Here is a 15,325-nt window from a genome sequence, read left to right as displayed (position 1 = left end):
TGATGGCTAATTAAAGCTCTCTAGCATTTTCGCCAACTGTGCAAAGCGTTTATCTGTTAGCACTTTATTATCGATTTTTATGGTTACATCACCACTTTTAGTATGCTTTTGTACACGCACAAAATCATTACCTAAATCAATATCTTGCGTACGTTTTCCAGCCTGCTCAACATCGCACAAATACTTAGTAACGGCTAATGCCGCCTTATCGTCACTGTCAAAATGCTGGTCGCTAAAATGGCCACTGCATTGTTTAACACGCTCGTTAAAGCTTTCTGCGTCTTTATCTTTGGCTTGAATCAGTTTCTTAGCGACTTCGCGACCGACGTAGTTGGCAGTAGGGTAGAGCGCCAAAACATCGTGAGGAAGACACTCATACGCTTTTATGGCATCAGCAATAGCGGTGTGTGACACTCCCTCGAGGGCCGCTATTTCGCGATAAGAACCTTTTTTACCTTGCTGCTGTAACTCATCACGGGTGTATACATATGCTTGCCCCAACTCCCACAAACTTGGCGCAATATACTGATCTGAAGAAACCGCGAGTATTTTGGCGTCCTCATCGTTGAAATCTGCAGAGCTTAATACCAAATAGTCAGCTTTTGCGAGAATGCAGGCTTTACGGCGGCGAGAACCCGCCAGCACAAATAAACCGTCATCATGCTCCCAAGCCAAAGCCGGATGCTGGTTGCGTCCATCTTCTGCGATTGCGGGCAAAATGTCAGCCACAGACTTCTCGGTCAGCAGGGCCTGAACTCGGCGGTTTTTACCATAAACTTTGGTACGCTGCTCTATTTCAGCGTGGGGGATCACCTCACACGTTAAGCGAATTGTACGCTGCGGATCGCTCGGTGCTGGCATGCTAATAACATCGCCGGCTTGTGCTTGTTCTAAAAGTTGATCAAGGCTGCTATTTTCTACCGCTGTTGCGAACGGATCTATTCGAGTATCATTTTTACGTTTTTTTGCCATGACAGTGCCTTACTTAGTCGCCTCTAACTGAGACTGAGTGGACGGCCAATTAGAGCGTATTAACATCTCTAATTCATCGACCACATCTTTAATGTTTTCCTGCGCTTTTACTAGCGATTCTCTACTTGCCAAGCTATCTGATGTTTTCTGATCAAATATGGTATTGAACGATGATGAACTAGCAGTAATGGCGCTGCTGTGGTTAATGGGGTAGCTCATCACCTGACGACCAAAGGCCGAGCGGACATCCTTAACAATATCTCGCTGCGAATGGTTCCCCTTGACGTAATTGGTCACCAAAAACTGCATGAAGTCCCAGCCATCGTGACCGAGCGCCGCGACAGTGTGATAAATCTCACCTAAGCGCTTGAGATACTTATTATTTGCGTCAAAGTCTACAGCCTCAGGATGGACCGGGATAAGCATGGAGGTTGAGGCCATTAACGCGTTGTAAAACATAAAGTTAAGTGATGGAGCGGTATCAATTAGGATGATATCAAACTGATCTTTTACCGGCTCAATAACCTTTTCAAGCAATTTATGGTAATGCCGCGTTTGGTCGTAGTTGGCACTTTCGCGCAAAATAGTGGCTATTTCATGCTCAAAATAGAAGTCGTCCATACCTGATGGCAGGACACGAATATTAGGGATGTGTGTTGGTAGAAACGCATCGCTGACGATTTGCTCCCAGGTTTCATTTTCTTCTAAATCGATACAATCACGCATAAGATCGCCAACGGTAATGGGATCTGGCTCACTAGGGGGAAAGAAGCTAGAAGAGGAGCCCTGAGGGTCAAGATCGATGATACCTATTCGATATCGTTTAATGTTGGTGGTGGCCAATGCAGCAGCTATATTCACCATGCTTGTGGTTTTGCCACACCCTCCTTTTAAGGAGTTGATAACAATGACTTGCAGTTTATCGTCTTTATCACGGTGGTCGGCATCAATGCCCATGACTTCGGCCATGGCGTAGATGTTTGACAACGTATAAGCATAGTGACCATTTGCACCTCGACGTATTTCAATATGATCAAAATCGCCCTGATCATGACGTCGCTTTAAGGTTCGGTTATTACAGCCTAACAAATCGGCGGCCGCTTTTTGGGTGTATGTCCGCAGCTCTTTTTCTTCTGACTTAAGGTGAGCGCGATAATGTTGTATTCGCCCTTCTAATGACTTTTCAGCTACATCGGCGGTGGCTTTCAATAACTGATATGTTTTTAGCGCACTTTGTTTGATTGTCATACTAGCTTCCCTAAATTTGAGGCTTTAGTATAATGTCCACTACTTTACCTGTAAACATATATTTTAGACGACATTCTATTTTTTGATTGAAATTAAATCAAAGAAATTTTTTAAGAATAAATCCCTTAAGGTAATAAGTAGGGTAAATAGGTTTAAATATATAGGTAGTAATAGGTTAAGGGTGCAAAATAGATAGGTAACTTACTGTTATCTAATAATAAATTTAAAATTGTTAGATCGTAATTTTACCTGGTAAAGATCTGATTCTTACTAGCTGCGAGATCATGTTTTTACTGACTTAAATTTAACCTACCTAGTTATGCACATAATATTAAGTAGGTTATCCACAAAAAGCGCCCGTGAGATCATTATTTTACTATCTCTAATACGGAGCTTATGCACAATGAACAGTGGTTCTAAGCCTTGTCAGTCCTAAAAGATCGGATCTTTACTTGCTACAGATCAGATCCATACTAAGCGAAAACTTAGTTATACACAGTGCGTTGATGAAGAAGCGATTTTTGCTGTTTTTTTGTACCATAAACGGCGGTCCAAGAGCGAAAACCTAAATTTAGTTAGTAAAAATTCGATCTAACAGCGCTGAGCTAGTAAAATTGTGATCTGAAACAGAGAAAGTATGCCTACAGAAAGAGGCTGTTAGTAAAAAACTGATCTCAGGTAACTAACTTCAAGTTGGATCAGTTTTTTACTAACATAGACGATTAACTTTTGCAGCATTATGTGTTGATATTGCTGATAGCACCGAATAAACGGAAAATAACAATGAGCCGGAAGGTCAATATCTCGGTTGAAAACTTGCCTGATTCATTAAGAGGCCAAATTAATGGCGTCGAGAGCGCAACCGATAATGAAAATTTAGCCCTTTTTACGGACAACAAAGATGTTCGCATTTCTATTGAAAGTTCTGCGGCTCACGGATTAAGAGCATATTCTAATACATTTAACCATTACGACTTGTGGGGACGCTTTGTTCGTTCAGGCCATAAGAAGCTTCCTTTAGAAGAAGCTCCCAAGAAAACCATTATTACTCGGAGAATATCTGAAAAACTAGACGGTATCCTTTATGAAGGGGAAATAAAAATTACCCCTGCTGTTGTTAGTACCCGACAAGATGGTGAAGAAGTAGAATGTTTAGTATGGCCTTCTGACAGAGAAGAAAAAGTTGAACGCGCATTAATAAGATTGGCGTCGAAAGGTAAAATAGTAAAGATTAACTTCAAGTCTGGCATTCAATATGCGGTGATCTTTTCCATGAATGAATTGGCTCAAGAGTTAAAAGCTGTTGGTCAGTCAATGCCATATCCACAAATCAAAGAATCACTTGAAGCGTTACAAGGCTCGAAGTTATCTTTTAAATATTCGGCAACCGATACACGCAACTCTCATATTGATGATTCATTTTACGAGTCCAATATGAATTTTCTTTCTTCGCTGCATTTCAGCGGTAAGAAAGGGCAGGGCGGTAATGTTAAGTGCGTGGCATGTTTGAATGCATTCGTGCATAACATGATTGATAACTTGGAGTATAAGGGTTACTACTTTAACCGAGCTCAAGAATTAAAGCGCGGTCTGTCTCGATGGATGATGTTGCGTTTGTATCATTTGTGGCGTTACGCTGCGCCAGGAAAAACTTATCACTTTCGCTTAATTTCAATCATGGAGAAGTACGGCTCGATTTATGCCGACGATGAAATTACCGACAATAAACTCAAAGCCCTGCGCAGAGATATGACGACAACTATGAAAGATCTCATCGATAAGGGGGCAATATCAGATTACAGCATTTCCAATGTTAAAGATGACAACACCGGCAAGATAATTGACTACGTGTATGAAATGCATCCTTCAGATGAGTTCTGTGAAGAAATACTGACCCTGAATAAACAACATAAGCGCATTGAAATCCAAGGTGGAAAACGAATTGTTGAAAATGCCGAAGTTATTGACGAAGAACGCTTAGAGGAAATCGTCGAAAAGTAAATTCAGGCGCCAACCACCATCCCCCTCAAAAATAAGGGTGAGTGAGTGTTTACTCACCCTTTGCCAAGTAAAGACGCTCAACTAGGTACTCATACTCTCTTTTTCTAGGATCCTCTTTTAGTGTGTATGAAGTTAATTCGCCTAGTTTCAAATCCGGGTTGTCATCAAAGACAATAAACGGTAGTGCACCGCTGACATGATATCGACGTGCGTCACTGAATCTTACATTTACCTCAGGTGTCACTCGAATAGGCCGACGAATACGTAACTTTTCGTTATGACTGAGGCTGGCCACTTTTGCTTTCTCCTGTTCCACCAAACGTTGCCACTGAGTTTGGTCTATCATCCTCGGGTTTGAGTAAGCACTGCTACGCTCTAACATAGTAAGTGCTAACTTACGTGATAGAGACTTGGTGGAATGCTTTTTCATCCAAGTAAAACGCACGGAAGAAGGGGAATTGCCTTCGTAATGTATACGTCGATAAAACGACAACGTTTGTAGCCCTGGCACTGCGCTATGAACTGCATCAAAGCGGGCGTCATTGTTATCGTAAGTAAGCACTAACTTTTTAAATTCCATTTTTAGCTCATTTATCTTGTCTATATATGGAATCAGCTCAGACTCACTCTGTTTAGCTAAAACAATTAACCCTGGATGGCGGCGCGCCATTTTGCTACTTAAACCTTGTTGTTTATAAAAGTCAGTGTAGGAATTGCAGATGCGTAACAATGCTTGTTGGCCATCATGAGCGGTTACTGGAATAGAGCTCAACGCTTGACGTTCGTCATCCGTAGTCGGTGCGGGTAATTCAAAATATCGACTATGGTGTATGGGCTGCTTTTTAACCGTTTCGGTAAGCGCTTGTAAATAATCACCTGTTAAATCGAATATTGCTCTAAGCTGTGTTTTTACTGAACTCATAAGTCAAAACTATAACGAACACATCATACTATGAAGGATACCTGATAGATCACTTAAAGCAAATGCCCTTTGATAAACTTATTATTACAGTAGACACCGATGCAAAGATATATATCTTAGTATAAAATGTATGATGTGTTCACAAATTGAATTACATTAACCACTGTGGCTAAATAAAATGAATGAATCACATCCAAAGGAGTAACTAATGAAAATCATGTTTGTATGCTTAGGGAATATATGTCGCTCGCCAACCGCCCACGGTATTGCTATTAAATTAATTCGAGATTCACAGCTAAATCAGATAACCGTAACCAGCTCGGGGACCGCAAGCTACCATGTGGGTTCACCCCCTGATAAAAGGGCAACTGAATATGCTTTATCCAAGGGCGTAGACCTAAGCGTTCTTAGGGCACAACAGCTGCAAAAGGCAGACTTTTATGAGCAAGACCTAATACTGGTGATGGACCAAAGTAATTATGAAAACGCGCTTGCTCTAAGACCAGCTGATGCTACAGCTAAGGTTGAAAAGTTGCTGTGGTACTACCCGAACTGTCCTTTTGAGGATGTTCTAGATCCATATTATGGTGAAGATGAGGGATTTGCTCAGGTTTTCCATCTATGTGAAGTCGCAATTACCCATTTGTTAGAAGATATTTCAAAAACCCATTGATGATGAGGTAAACAAATAAGCACATTATGTATGATGTGTTCATTATGCCATTTTTCTAATTCTTGTAATTTATTTAACGAACAGCGCCTTTACCCCTTGCGTCAGCGCCCGCCATTCGGTACTTTCGAGGGGAGGTAACAATAGGAATGAGGAAAGATAAAAAGTGAAACCTTGGAGTCCCAATAGTTGGAGAGATTTACCAATCGTCCAACAACCCACTTACCCAGATGAAGCCCAACTGGGAAAAGTTGAGAGCGAATTAAATAATGCTCCGCCATTAGTGTTTGCTGAAGAAACGAGAAGTTTGTTCAAGCAGCTAGAAGATGTATGCGAAGGCCGAGCGTTTTTGTTACAAGGCGGAGACTGCGCCGAATCATTTAACGATTTTAACGCAGCCAATATACGCGATACATTTAAAACCTTGCTGCAAATGGCAGTGGTGCTAACCTATGGTGGCAAGTGTCCGGTCGTCAAAATTGCTCGTATGGCGGGGCAGTTCGCTAAACCGCGCTCAGCAGACATCGAAACTAAAGACGGTACATCGCTGCCTTCGTACCGTGGCGACATTATTAATAGCTACGAGTTCACCGAGCAAGCTCGAGTACCAGATCCACAGCGGTTAATGAAGGCATACCACCACAGCGCCGCGACCTTGAACTTATTACGTGCTTTCGCTCAAGGTGGTCTAGCTGATTTACACCAGGTAAACCGCTGGAACATGAGCTTTGTCGCTGCTAACCCGTTGAAGGATAAATACCAACAGCTGGCTGACAGAATCCAGGATGCGTTAGAGTTTATGGAAGTCTGTGGTATCAACTCCACCAATGCTCCATCACTCACAGAAACAGCTTTGTACACGTCTCATGAAGCGCTGCTATTAGGCTATGAGCAAGCGCTGACCCGCCGTGACCACCTCAGTGGTGACTGGTATGATTGCTCGGCGCATTTCGTATGGATTGGCGAGCGCACACGCCAGTTAGATCATGCCCACATTGAATTTTTCCGTGGCATTAAAAACCCGATTGGCGTGAAGGTCGGCCCAGGCATGGACCCAGACGAGCTCATTCGCTTGATTGACGCCGTAAACCCGGAAAATATTCCTGGTAGGTTAACGCTTATCACACGCATGGGCGCTGACGTGCTTCCAGAAAAATTGCCCGCTTTGGTGCGTAAAGTTCAGCAAGAAGGGCGCAAGGTTATCTGGAGTTCAGACCCGATGCATGGCAACACGGAAAAGGCCAGCTCCGGTTATAAAACTCGAAGCTTTGACAATATTCTGCGCGAGATCAGTCAGTTTTTTGCTGTTCACAAAGCAGAAGGGTCTTATGCCGGCGGTGTTCATTTAGAAATGACCGGCCAGCACGTGACCGAGTGCACAGGTGGTGCATATGGGTTGTCTGATGCAGATCTAGCGCAGCGTTATCGCACCCAATGCGACCCTCGCCTTAATGCCGACCAGGTCCTCGAGCTTGGCTTCTTAGTGGCAGACTTATTAAAGGATGCCCGTAAGTAAAATGAAAAGCGTCAACGTGGCGCTTTTTTAATATTTACGACGTTGTAGGCCAGATTCTGCCATTATCTTTGCAGAGATTTCCTCCACTGAATGATGAGTAGAATTGAAGTGAGGAATTTTAAAACGCTTATAGAGCATTTCTACTTCGCGGATTTCAATCCGACATTGTCGCAATGATGCGTAACGAGAGTTCGCCATACGCTCATTACGTATAGCCGCTAGGCGTTGCGGCTCAATGGTTAATCCAAACAGCTTATCCTTATACGGCTGCAAACATCGCGGCAGCTCCCCAGATTCTAAGTCATCTGGAGTGAAAGGGTAATTCGCTGCCTTAATGCCGTACTGCAACGCTAAATAGAGGCTTGTTGGTGTCTTACCACTGCGGCTTACGCCCACAAGCACCACATCAGCCTGGTCATAATCTTTTATGTTCGCACCGTCATCATTTGCCAATGCATAATTAACTGCGGCAATACGATAGTCATAAGATTGCTCGTGAATACTGTGCGTGCGATGCACTTTGGGCACGGGCTCAACATTGAGCTCCCTCTGAATTTGCGCACTGAACGTGGAAATAAAGTCATAGCAAATGGCATTACTCGATTGAATAATTTCACTGAGTTCTGGGTTAACAAACGTCAAAAACACTATAGGTTTTTCATGGCTGAAACTGGCCGCTTGTTCGAGCTGAGATTTTACTTCCCGCGCTTTTTCGACGGTTTCAACAAACGGAATGGTGATGTGTTTAAATTCTACAGGAAATAGCGATAACGTGGCATGGCCGAACGTTTCAGCGGTTATAGCGGTGCCATCGGATATATAAAACGCGCTACGCATGAGAGTCCTTTTTTATTAGTATCTTGGTATAAACCGCCGGTACACGGTTTACGCATCAGTGGTTGCCAGTGTAGAATGTTAGCGCCTCATTTAAAAGGTCGCGTTTGCGGCCAAACTTACAATTTGTTTTTTGGAGAAAGTTCCGTGCAAGAATACGTTCTCTGGTATCAAGAGCTTGGTATGCAAGATGTGCCAAGGGTTGGAGGCAAAAACGCCTCACTTGGTGAGATGATTTCCAACCTGGCGAACGCGGGCGTGCAAGTGCCTGGCGGTTTCGCAACAACCGCATCAGCATTTAACGAGTTTCTTGAGCAATCTGGATTGAATGCTCGCATCCACGACGCACTAGACAAACTAGACGTTGAAGATGTAAATGAATTAGCCAAAGTTGGCGCCGAAATCCGTCAGTGGATTATCGACACCCCTTTCCAAGCCTCCTTGGACCAAGCTATCCGTGACGCTTACGGGCAATTACACGGTGACCCAGCTCAAGACGTATCATTCGCAGTTCGCTCATCAGCCACTGCAGAAGACATGCCCGACGCCTCCTTCGCGGGCCAGCAAGAAACTTTCCTTAACGTGCGCGGCATCGATTCAGTAATGACCGCTATCAAACACGTATTCGCTTCTTTATTTAACGACCGTGCTATTTCATACCGCGTGCACCAGGGCTACGACCACAAAGGCGTGGCATTATCGGCCGGTATTCAACGTATGGTGCGCTCAGATAAAGCAGCGTCCGGCGTTATGTTCAGCATTGATACCGAATCAGGCTTTGAAGATGTGGTGTTCGTGACTTCAAGTTATGGCTTGGGCGAAATGGTCGTACAAGGCGCGGTAAATCCAGATGAGTTTTATGTTCATAAGCCAACCTTAGCCAATGGTAAGCCTGCGGTCGTGCGCCGTAATATCGGCTCAAAAGCTATCCAGATGGTGTACTCAAGCGATGAAAGCCATGGCAAGCAAGTAGAAATCGTTGATATCGACCCGGCATTATCGAACACCTTCTCAATCACTGATGATGAAGTGATGGAACTTGCCAAGCAGGCTGTCATCATCGAGAAGCATTACGGTCGTCCTATGGATATTGAATGGGCGAAAGACGGCAACGACGGGAAGCTATACATTGTTCAAGCTCGTCCAGAAACCGTGCGCTCAAATGAAGATGCAAATGTCATGGAGCGCTTCCAATTAAAAGGCCAAGCGCCGGTGATCGCTGAAGGACGTGCAATTGGCCATAAAATTGGCGCCGGGGTAGTACGTGTTCTCAATTCAATTGATGAAATGGACAAAGTGCAGCAAGGCGATATTCTTGTCACCGATATGACAGACCCTGATTGGGAACCTATCATGAAGCGGGCTGCGGCTATCGTTACCAACCGAGGTGGGCGTACTTGTCACGCAGCCATCATAGCGCGTGAACTTGGTATCCCGGCAGTAGTAGGCTGTGGTAACGCCACAGATCTTATTACGGCAAACCAAGAAGTAACGGTATCATGTGCTGAAGGCGATACAGGTTATATCTATCAAGGTCAACTTGAGTATGATGTACTCACATCTCGGGTAGACGAGATGCCTGAATTGCCAATGAAGATAATGATGAACGTGGGTAATCCAGACCGTGCGTTTGATTTTGCCCGTTTACCTCACGCTGGCGTCGGTCTCGCACGCTTAGAGTTTATTATTAATCGCATGATCGGTGTTCACCCTAAAGCGCTGTTGAATTTTGATGCTCAATCTAGCGAATTGCAGGCTGAAATTAACGATATCATTGCTGGTTATGAATCTCCTCGCGAGTTTTACATCGCTAAACTAGTAGAGGGTATCGCTACCTTGGGTTGTGCTTTTGCACCACAACGCGTCATCGTTCGTATGTCTGACTTTAAGTCTAACGAATATGCAAACCTAGTTGGCGGTCAGCAATACGAGCCAGACGAAGAAAACCCAATGATTGGTTTCCGTGGTGCTTCACGTTACGTGAGTGAAGATTTCCGCGACTGCTTCGCTCTTGAGTGTGAAGCAATCAAGCGTGTTCGTAACGACATGGGGTTAACCAATGTTGAGATCATGATTCCTTTTGTTCGCACGGTGGACGAGGGCAAACGCGTTATCGAATTACTGGAGGAGCACGGCTTAAAACGCGGTGATAACGGCCTCAAAGTAATTATGATGTGTGAATTACCTTCAAATGCTCTGCTAGCTGAAGAATTCTTAGAGCACTTTGATGGTTTTTCAATTGGTTCTAATGACCTAACCCAACTCAGCCTCGGCCTTGATAGAGATTCAGGTTTAATCGCGCACTTGTTCGATGAACGTGACCCAGCTGTTAAAAAGCTACTTTCTATGGCGATAAAAACAGCCAAAGCAAAAGGCAAATATGTGGGTATTTGTGGTCAAGGCCCTTCAGATCATGAAGACTTTGCCGCATGGCTAGTGCAAGAGGGTATCGACTCTGTATCGTTAAACCCGGATACGGTGCTAGAAACCTGGCTATACCTAGCAGAGAAGCTTAAAGGCTAATCTGACAAGATAAAGGGCGAGTTTCTCGCCCTTTATTGTTATCGCTTCGCTAGTTTTCTATCTAATAGCTGACACCCTTTGCTCAGGGTACTTTGGCAATAACGTAAATATTTTCGAGCCCCTGGGTAATGTACTGCAAGTAGCGTTAAGCCTATTAAGAAGAAAATGACTGACGGCCCTGGTACCACAGCAAACACTATCCCCAGTACAAAACAGAGCGCGGCAGCTAAGTTCATTATCACCTTTTTCATCTGTTTTTCCTAAATATAAAGTATTGATCTTACCTTAGCAGGAAAGCGTATGAACAGGCATTCCAATTTGTAACAATCTGTACATTCTTCAATTTAGAACTGGTCGCATCATGGTATAATGTGCGCGTCCGTCACCAAGAACAATTCCAGCATGATAGCAAAGTTAACTGTAGAGCAAGTCAGTTCCGAGCTGGTACTGCATTATCTAAAAACTATAAAAAAAGAAGGCTTCAGTGGTGAAGTCGATGCCACTTATGGCACGCGATTGCTTGCTGCAACCGACAACAGCGTGTATCAGCAAATACCGCAAGGCGTGATCTTTCCCAAAACAAACAAAGACATTCAACTAGCCCTCGATATTGCCTCGCATGATCCGTTTCTTGAACTTACTTTTGGCCCGCGCGGCGGTGGCACTGGCACGAATGGTCAGTCGTTAACACCAGGCATCGTTATCGATTTATCTCGTCATATGCAGCAGATAATCGAAATCAATGAACAAGAAGGGTGGGTACGGGTGCAAGCCGGCGTCATTAAAGACCAACTTAATGACTTTTTGCGTCCTTATGGATACTTTTTTGCGCCAGATTTATCGACCAGTAATCGCGCCACTATAGGTGGAATGATCAATACTGATGCGTCAGGGCAGGGCAGCTTAGTCTACGGTAAAACCTCTGACCATACTTTAGCAATAAAGGCTTTTTTGGCCGATGGCAGCGAGCTGGAAACACAGCGTATTAGTCGCGAAAAGGCCGAGTTGATTGCCGAGCAAGACACCTCTGTTGGCAAGCTATATAAAACGGCCCTTGATGTGAGCGTTAGCAAGCGCGAGCAAATCCTTAAAAAATTCCCACGACTCAACCGCTTTTTAACCGGATACGATCTTGAACATGTGCTCAGCGATGACATGTCTGAGTTTGACCTCGGTCGGTTGATCACCGGCTCAGAAGGTTCATTGGCAATTGTCAGTGAAGCAAAACTCACTATTACTCCCATCGCTAAGTTCAAAACGCTGATTAATATTAAATACGATAGTTTTGACTCAGCACTGCGCAACTCCCCATTTTTGGTAGATGCCGAAGCGACGTCCGTAGAGACGGTCGACAGCAAAGTGCTTAACTTAGCGCGTGAAGACATTATTTGGCATTCAGTATCGGACTTAATTACAGATGTACCCGGCCAAGACATGCAAGGGCTGAACATGGTCGAGTTTAATGCCGAACGCAAAGAAGATATGCGCGATAAAATAGACGCCTTATGCGCTAAGCTCGATAAATTAATTGCCAACAAAGACGCTGGCGTTATCGGCTATCAGCTCACAGATGATGTCTCGGAGATTCAGAAAATTTACGCGATGCGTAAAAAATCGGTCGGCTTGTTAGGCAACACCAAAGGCAAGCAAAAGCCATTAGCCTTTGCTGAAGATACCGCCGTACCGCCAGAAAACTTAGCTGATTTTATCGCTGAATTTAGAGCATTACTTGATAGCCACAATTTACACTACGGCATGTTTGGTCATGTCGATGCCGGTGTTTTACATGTTCGACCCGCGTTAGATATGTGTGACCCTGAACAAGAAAAAACATTGCGCACGATTTCAGACCAAGTCGTTGCATTAACCGCTAAGTATGGTGGATTGATGTGGGGAGAACACGGTAAAGGCTATCGCAGTGAATATGGCCCCGAATTTTTTGGTGAACAGCTATTTAATGAGTTACGACGTATCAAAGCCGCATTCGACCCTCACAATAAAATGAACCCAGGGAAAATTTGTACGCCCCTTGAGTCAAATGATCAATTAGTGAGTGTGGATGACAAAAAGCGCGGTTGGTTTGATAGACAAATTGATGTCGCGGTGCGTGATAGTTTTGATACCAGCATGAACTGTAACGGTAACGGTTTATGCTTTAATTATGATGCAACCTCACCGATGTGCCCATCTTATAAGGCTACAGGTGATCGACGCTTTTCGCCAAAAGGTCGCGCAGGATTAATGCGTGAGTGGTTAAGGTTACAAAGCGAGCAGGGCGTTGACTTATTGCAAGAAGAAAAAGCCATATCTAAAAAAGAAGGGCCCACATGGTGGGAACGCTTTTTAAATTCTAAAGCAAAGCGCAGTGGCGAATATGACTTTTCCCATGAAGTGAAGCAGTCAATGGATGAGTGTTTAGCATGTAAAGCGTGTACAACTGCCTGCCCGATCAAAGTCGATGTGCCTACATTCCGCGCGCGCTTTTTAAATTATTACTACAGCCTGTATAACCGGCCAGCAAAAGATTATTTAGTAGCAAGTATTGAGCAAACTGCGCCACTATTGGCTAAATTCTCGAGCGTAACAGCCCCTGTTATGCAATCGAACCTTGTTCAAAAAGCGATTAAAGCGACTTTAGGTTATGTAAATACGCCTACACCAAGTCACCCAAATTTAGCTAAACGTACGCAACAGTTGCGCAAGTTTGATTTACAATACCTTAATTCCTTAGATGCGCAGCAAAAACGCGACTATGTGTTGATAGTGCAAGACCCATTCACAAGCTTTTATGAAGCAGAACTTGTTGAAAGTTTTGTTAAAGTGGCACAAGCTTTAGGCAAACAGCCGATTTTGTTGCCGTTCAAGCCTAATGGTAAACCGCAACACGTAAAAGGTTTTTTAGCCAAATTCGCGAAAACCGCTAAAACCTCAGCCGACTTTTTAAATCAGGTCAGTGAACTCGGTATCCCAATGGTCGGGCTCGATGCCTCCCTTGTGTTATGTTACCGCGATGAATATGCCACTATCTTGGGTGACAACCGAGGTGATTTTGAAGTCCTCGTAGCCCATGAATGGCTGGAAGATCAACCGTTTAAACAGGCAGTATTCGAACCAACACCTGCTTATACTTTGCTCAGTCATTGCAGTGAAACAACTTCTCTTCCACACAGCGCCAATGTTTGGCAGGGGATATTTTCTCGTGTTGGCTTACTACTTAAACCTCAGGCAACAGGGTGTTGTGGCATGGCAGGGACCTACGGCCATGAAGTACAAAACCAAGAGAACAGCCGTACTTTATATGAATTGAGTTGGCAACAACCCGTTCAGCACACTGATCCTTCGCGGTTATTAGCAACGGGATTCTCATGCCGTAGCCAAGTAAAACGGTACGCGCAATTTAAGCCCAAGCACCCAATAGAGGTGCTAGCGAATGTGCTTAGTTAATTTCTATTTTTATAGGAATTAGCAATCGGGCGAGTGGTGATCCCATGAATGAAGACACTCATCAAAATGGTGAGTGTCGCTAACTCGGCTAAGCCATTTTCAGTAGACTCTAACACCATTAGCGTAAATACAATGGATGCCAACCCCCTTGGACCAAACCAAGCAAGCGTAAATTTTTCTTTTAATGACAGTTTGTTAAAAGGAATTAAGCTCAACATCACCGGGGCCACACGTACTAAGGTTGCAGCTAAGAATGCAAATAATACTTTATAAATATTTAGATCTATTGTTTGAAGTTGTATGAACGCATATGCACCGAATAAACACCAGATAAGATAGGCAAAGAAGTCTGCGATATGCTCACTGTCTTCTATTAGTTTTTCATCATCGTCGGCACGATAAAATTTATCAAAAACCAAACCACCTACAAATGCCGCAACAAAGCCACTGCCGCCAAGGAGTTGGGCGAGGGTGAACACACTAACAGCGACCGACAAAACTAAAAATGGACTCGATGATTTCTCAAAGTAATGGCGAGTAGCGCTTAGCTGAGTAAGCTTTAATGCCCCATAGGTAACACTGACACCAACAATGAGTGCGATACCTATTTCTTCAATGAGAAATGTAAGCATCGTCGCCGCACCTTGAAACTCACCATGCTGCCAAGAAAGAAACAAGAATAAAAATATAGGAACGCACATCCCATCGTTAAGACCGCTTTCCACATTGATCGATTCACGTATTTTTTCTGGAACACTTTGCGATTCGAGCAAGCCTTTACTAAGCGCAGCGTCTGTAGGTGTTAAGATGATGGCCAATAGTGCTAAGGCAATAATGTGCATGTGCGGAAAAAGTAAATACCCCAAAGCAAACGTAGCAAAAAACGTTATCGGTAAAGCGACGAACAAAAGCACTAAAGGATACTTGAATTGCGACTTTAGTACATTAATACGCGTCTTGGCTGCATCAGTAAACAGAAATACCGCAAGTGTCAATTCAACTAGTGGTAACAGCGCGCTCAATGGCTGATCCACTTTCATTGCATCGCTAAATGCCCAGGCAAGCGCGGCACCGACAATAACAAAATACATCGGGCCAGTTAATTCAGCCCGAGCCAATCTACGAAAGGAAACTGAGTAAATAAAAAATGCTAAGCCCAGGGCAGCTGCCAATTGATATTCCATAAATGCAGTTC

General features: G+C 44.0%; 11 protein-coding genes. 5 read left to right on the top strand and 6 right to left on the bottom strand.

Annotated features, from left to right (window positions below):
- Positions 1-6: 6 nt before the first annotated feature.
- Both MHM94_RS00940 and MHM94_RS00935 read right to left on the bottom strand, forming a co-directional pair.
- A complete protein-coding gene (locus tag MHM94_RS00940; protein WP_235418347.1) occupies positions 7-972 on the bottom strand; it encodes a transcriptional regulator in 966 nt (321 codons plus the stop codon).
- A gap of 9 nt (positions 973-981) precedes the next feature.
- Positions 982-2,220 (bottom strand): AAA family ATPase, encoded by a 1,239-nt coding sequence (locus MHM94_RS00935; RefSeq protein ID WP_022946896.1) that lies wholly within the window; start codon positions 2,218-2,220, stop codon positions 982-984.
- A 783-nt stretch (positions 2,221-3,003) separates the two neighbouring features.
- Between MHM94_RS00935 and MHM94_RS00930 the strand changes: the two genes are divergently transcribed.
- A complete protein-coding gene (locus MHM94_RS00930; RefSeq protein WP_022946895.1) occupies positions 3,004-4,221 on the top strand; it encodes a replication protein A in 1,218 nt (405 codons plus the stop codon).
- Between the two features lie 49 nt (positions 4,222-4,270).
- Here the strand turns inward: MHM94_RS00930 and MHM94_RS00925 are convergent, their stop codons facing one another.
- Positions 4,271-5,143, bottom strand: a complete 873-nt coding sequence (locus tag MHM94_RS00925) for a DNA replication terminus site-binding protein (protein WP_045980015.1) — start codon at positions 5,141-5,143, stop codon at positions 4,271-4,273.
- A gap of 208 nt (positions 5,144-5,351) precedes the next feature.
- On the opposite strand from MHM94_RS00925, the gene MHM94_RS00920 reads away from it, so the two are divergent.
- Together MHM94_RS00920 and MHM94_RS00915 are read left to right on the top strand one after the other, a co-directional pair.
- On the top strand, positions 5,352-5,816 hold the full coding sequence (locus tag MHM94_RS00920) for a low molecular weight protein-tyrosine-phosphatase (protein WP_235418345.1): 465 nt from the start codon (positions 5,352-5,354) through the stop codon (positions 5,814-5,816).
- A 163-nt stretch (positions 5,817-5,979) separates the two neighbouring features.
- A complete protein-coding gene (locus MHM94_RS00915) occupies positions 5,980-7,329 on the top strand; it encodes a 3-deoxy-7-phosphoheptulonate synthase class II (RefSeq protein WP_053909445.1) in 1,350 nt (449 codons plus the stop codon).
- A 27-nt stretch (positions 7,330-7,356) separates the two neighbouring features.
- Here MHM94_RS00915 and MHM94_RS00910 read toward each other — a convergent pair whose 3' ends face one another.
- Positions 7,357-8,166: a pyruvate, water dikinase regulatory protein gene (locus MHM94_RS00910; RefSeq protein WP_022946891.1), complete on the bottom strand. Its 810-nt coding sequence runs from the start codon at positions 8,164-8,166 to the stop codon at positions 7,357-7,359.
- Positions 8,167-8,310: 144 nt separating this feature from the next.
- On the opposite strand from MHM94_RS00910, the gene ppsA reads away from it, so the two are divergent.
- Positions 8,311-10,686 (top strand): phosphoenolpyruvate synthase, encoded by a 2,376-nt coding sequence (gene ppsA, locus MHM94_RS00905; RefSeq protein WP_235418344.1) that lies wholly within the window; start codon positions 8,311-8,313, stop codon positions 10,684-10,686.
- A gap of 38 nt (positions 10,687-10,724) precedes the next feature.
- Here the strand turns inward: ppsA and MHM94_RS00900 are convergent, their stop codons facing one another.
- Positions 10,725-10,937 carry a PGPGW domain-containing protein gene (locus tag MHM94_RS00900; RefSeq protein ID WP_022946889.1) on the bottom strand — a complete coding sequence of 71 codons (213 nt, stop codon included), beginning with the start codon at positions 10,935-10,937 and terminating at the stop codon, positions 10,725-10,727.
- Positions 10,938-11,088: 151 nt separating this feature from the next.
- Here MHM94_RS00900 and MHM94_RS00895 point away from each other — a divergent pair, with 151 nt between their 5' ends.
- The gene (locus MHM94_RS00895) at positions 11,089-14,130 is read left to right on the top strand and encodes an FAD-binding and (Fe-S)-binding domain-containing protein (RefSeq protein WP_235418343.1); all 3,042 of its coding nucleotides are present in this window, start codon (positions 11,089-11,091) and stop codon (positions 14,128-14,130) included.
- Here MHM94_RS00895 and MHM94_RS00890 read toward each other — a convergent pair.
- Positions 14,127-15,314, bottom strand: a complete 1,188-nt coding sequence (locus MHM94_RS00890; protein WP_235418342.1) for a cation:proton antiporter — start codon at positions 15,312-15,314, stop codon at positions 14,127-14,129. The two genes, MHM94_RS00895 and MHM94_RS00890, sit on opposite strands and share 4 nt — an antisense overlap.
- Positions 15,315-15,325 lie beyond the last annotated feature (11 nt).

It is taken from the genome of Pseudoalteromonas sp. CNAT2-18.1 (assembly GCF_022347865.1).
In the GTDB taxonomy this organism is placed as follows: domain Bacteria; phylum Pseudomonadota; class Gammaproteobacteria; order Enterobacterales; family Alteromonadaceae; genus Pseudoalteromonas; species Pseudoalteromonas ruthenica.
The sequence above is the reverse complement of the archived record's forward strand: the minus strand, read 5'-3'. Positions and strand labels throughout refer to the sequence as shown.

What these genes read in the sequence shown, in the direction of transcription:
- MHM94_RS00895 (WP_235418343.1), top strand. Translation starts at nt 11,089, where the DNA reads ATGATAGCAAAGTTAACTGTAGAGCAAGTCAGTTCCGAGCTGGTACTG.
- MHM94_RS00920 (WP_235418345.1), top strand. Translation starts at nt 5,352, where the DNA reads ATGAAAATCATGTTTGTATGCTTAGGGAATATATGTCGCTCGCCAACC.
- MHM94_RS00890 (WP_235418342.1), bottom strand. Translation starts at nt 15,314, where the DNA reads ATGGAATATCAATTGGCAGCTGCCCTGGGCTTAGCATTTTTTATTTAC.
- MHM94_RS00900 (WP_022946889.1), bottom strand. Translation starts at nt 10,937, where the DNA reads ATGAAAAAGGTGATAATGAACTTAGCTGCCGCGCTCTGTTTTGTACTG.
- MHM94_RS00935 (WP_022946896.1), bottom strand. Translation starts at nt 2,220, where the DNA reads ATGACAATCAAACAAAGTGCGCTAAAAACATATCAGTTATTGAAAGCC.
- MHM94_RS00910 (WP_022946891.1), bottom strand. Translation starts at nt 8,166, where the DNA reads ATGCGTAGCGCGTTTTATATATCCGATGGCACCGCTATAACCGCTGAA.
- MHM94_RS00940 (WP_235418347.1), bottom strand. Translation starts at nt 972, where the DNA reads ATGGCAAAAAAACGTAAAAATGATACTCGAATAGATCCGTTCGCAACA.
- MHM94_RS00930 (WP_022946895.1), top strand. Translation starts at nt 3,004, where the DNA reads ATGAGCCGGAAGGTCAATATCTCGGTTGAAAACTTGCCTGATTCATTA.
- MHM94_RS00925 (WP_045980015.1), bottom strand. Translation starts at nt 5,143, where the DNA reads ATGAGTTCAGTAAAAACACAGCTTAGAGCAATATTCGATTTAACAGGT.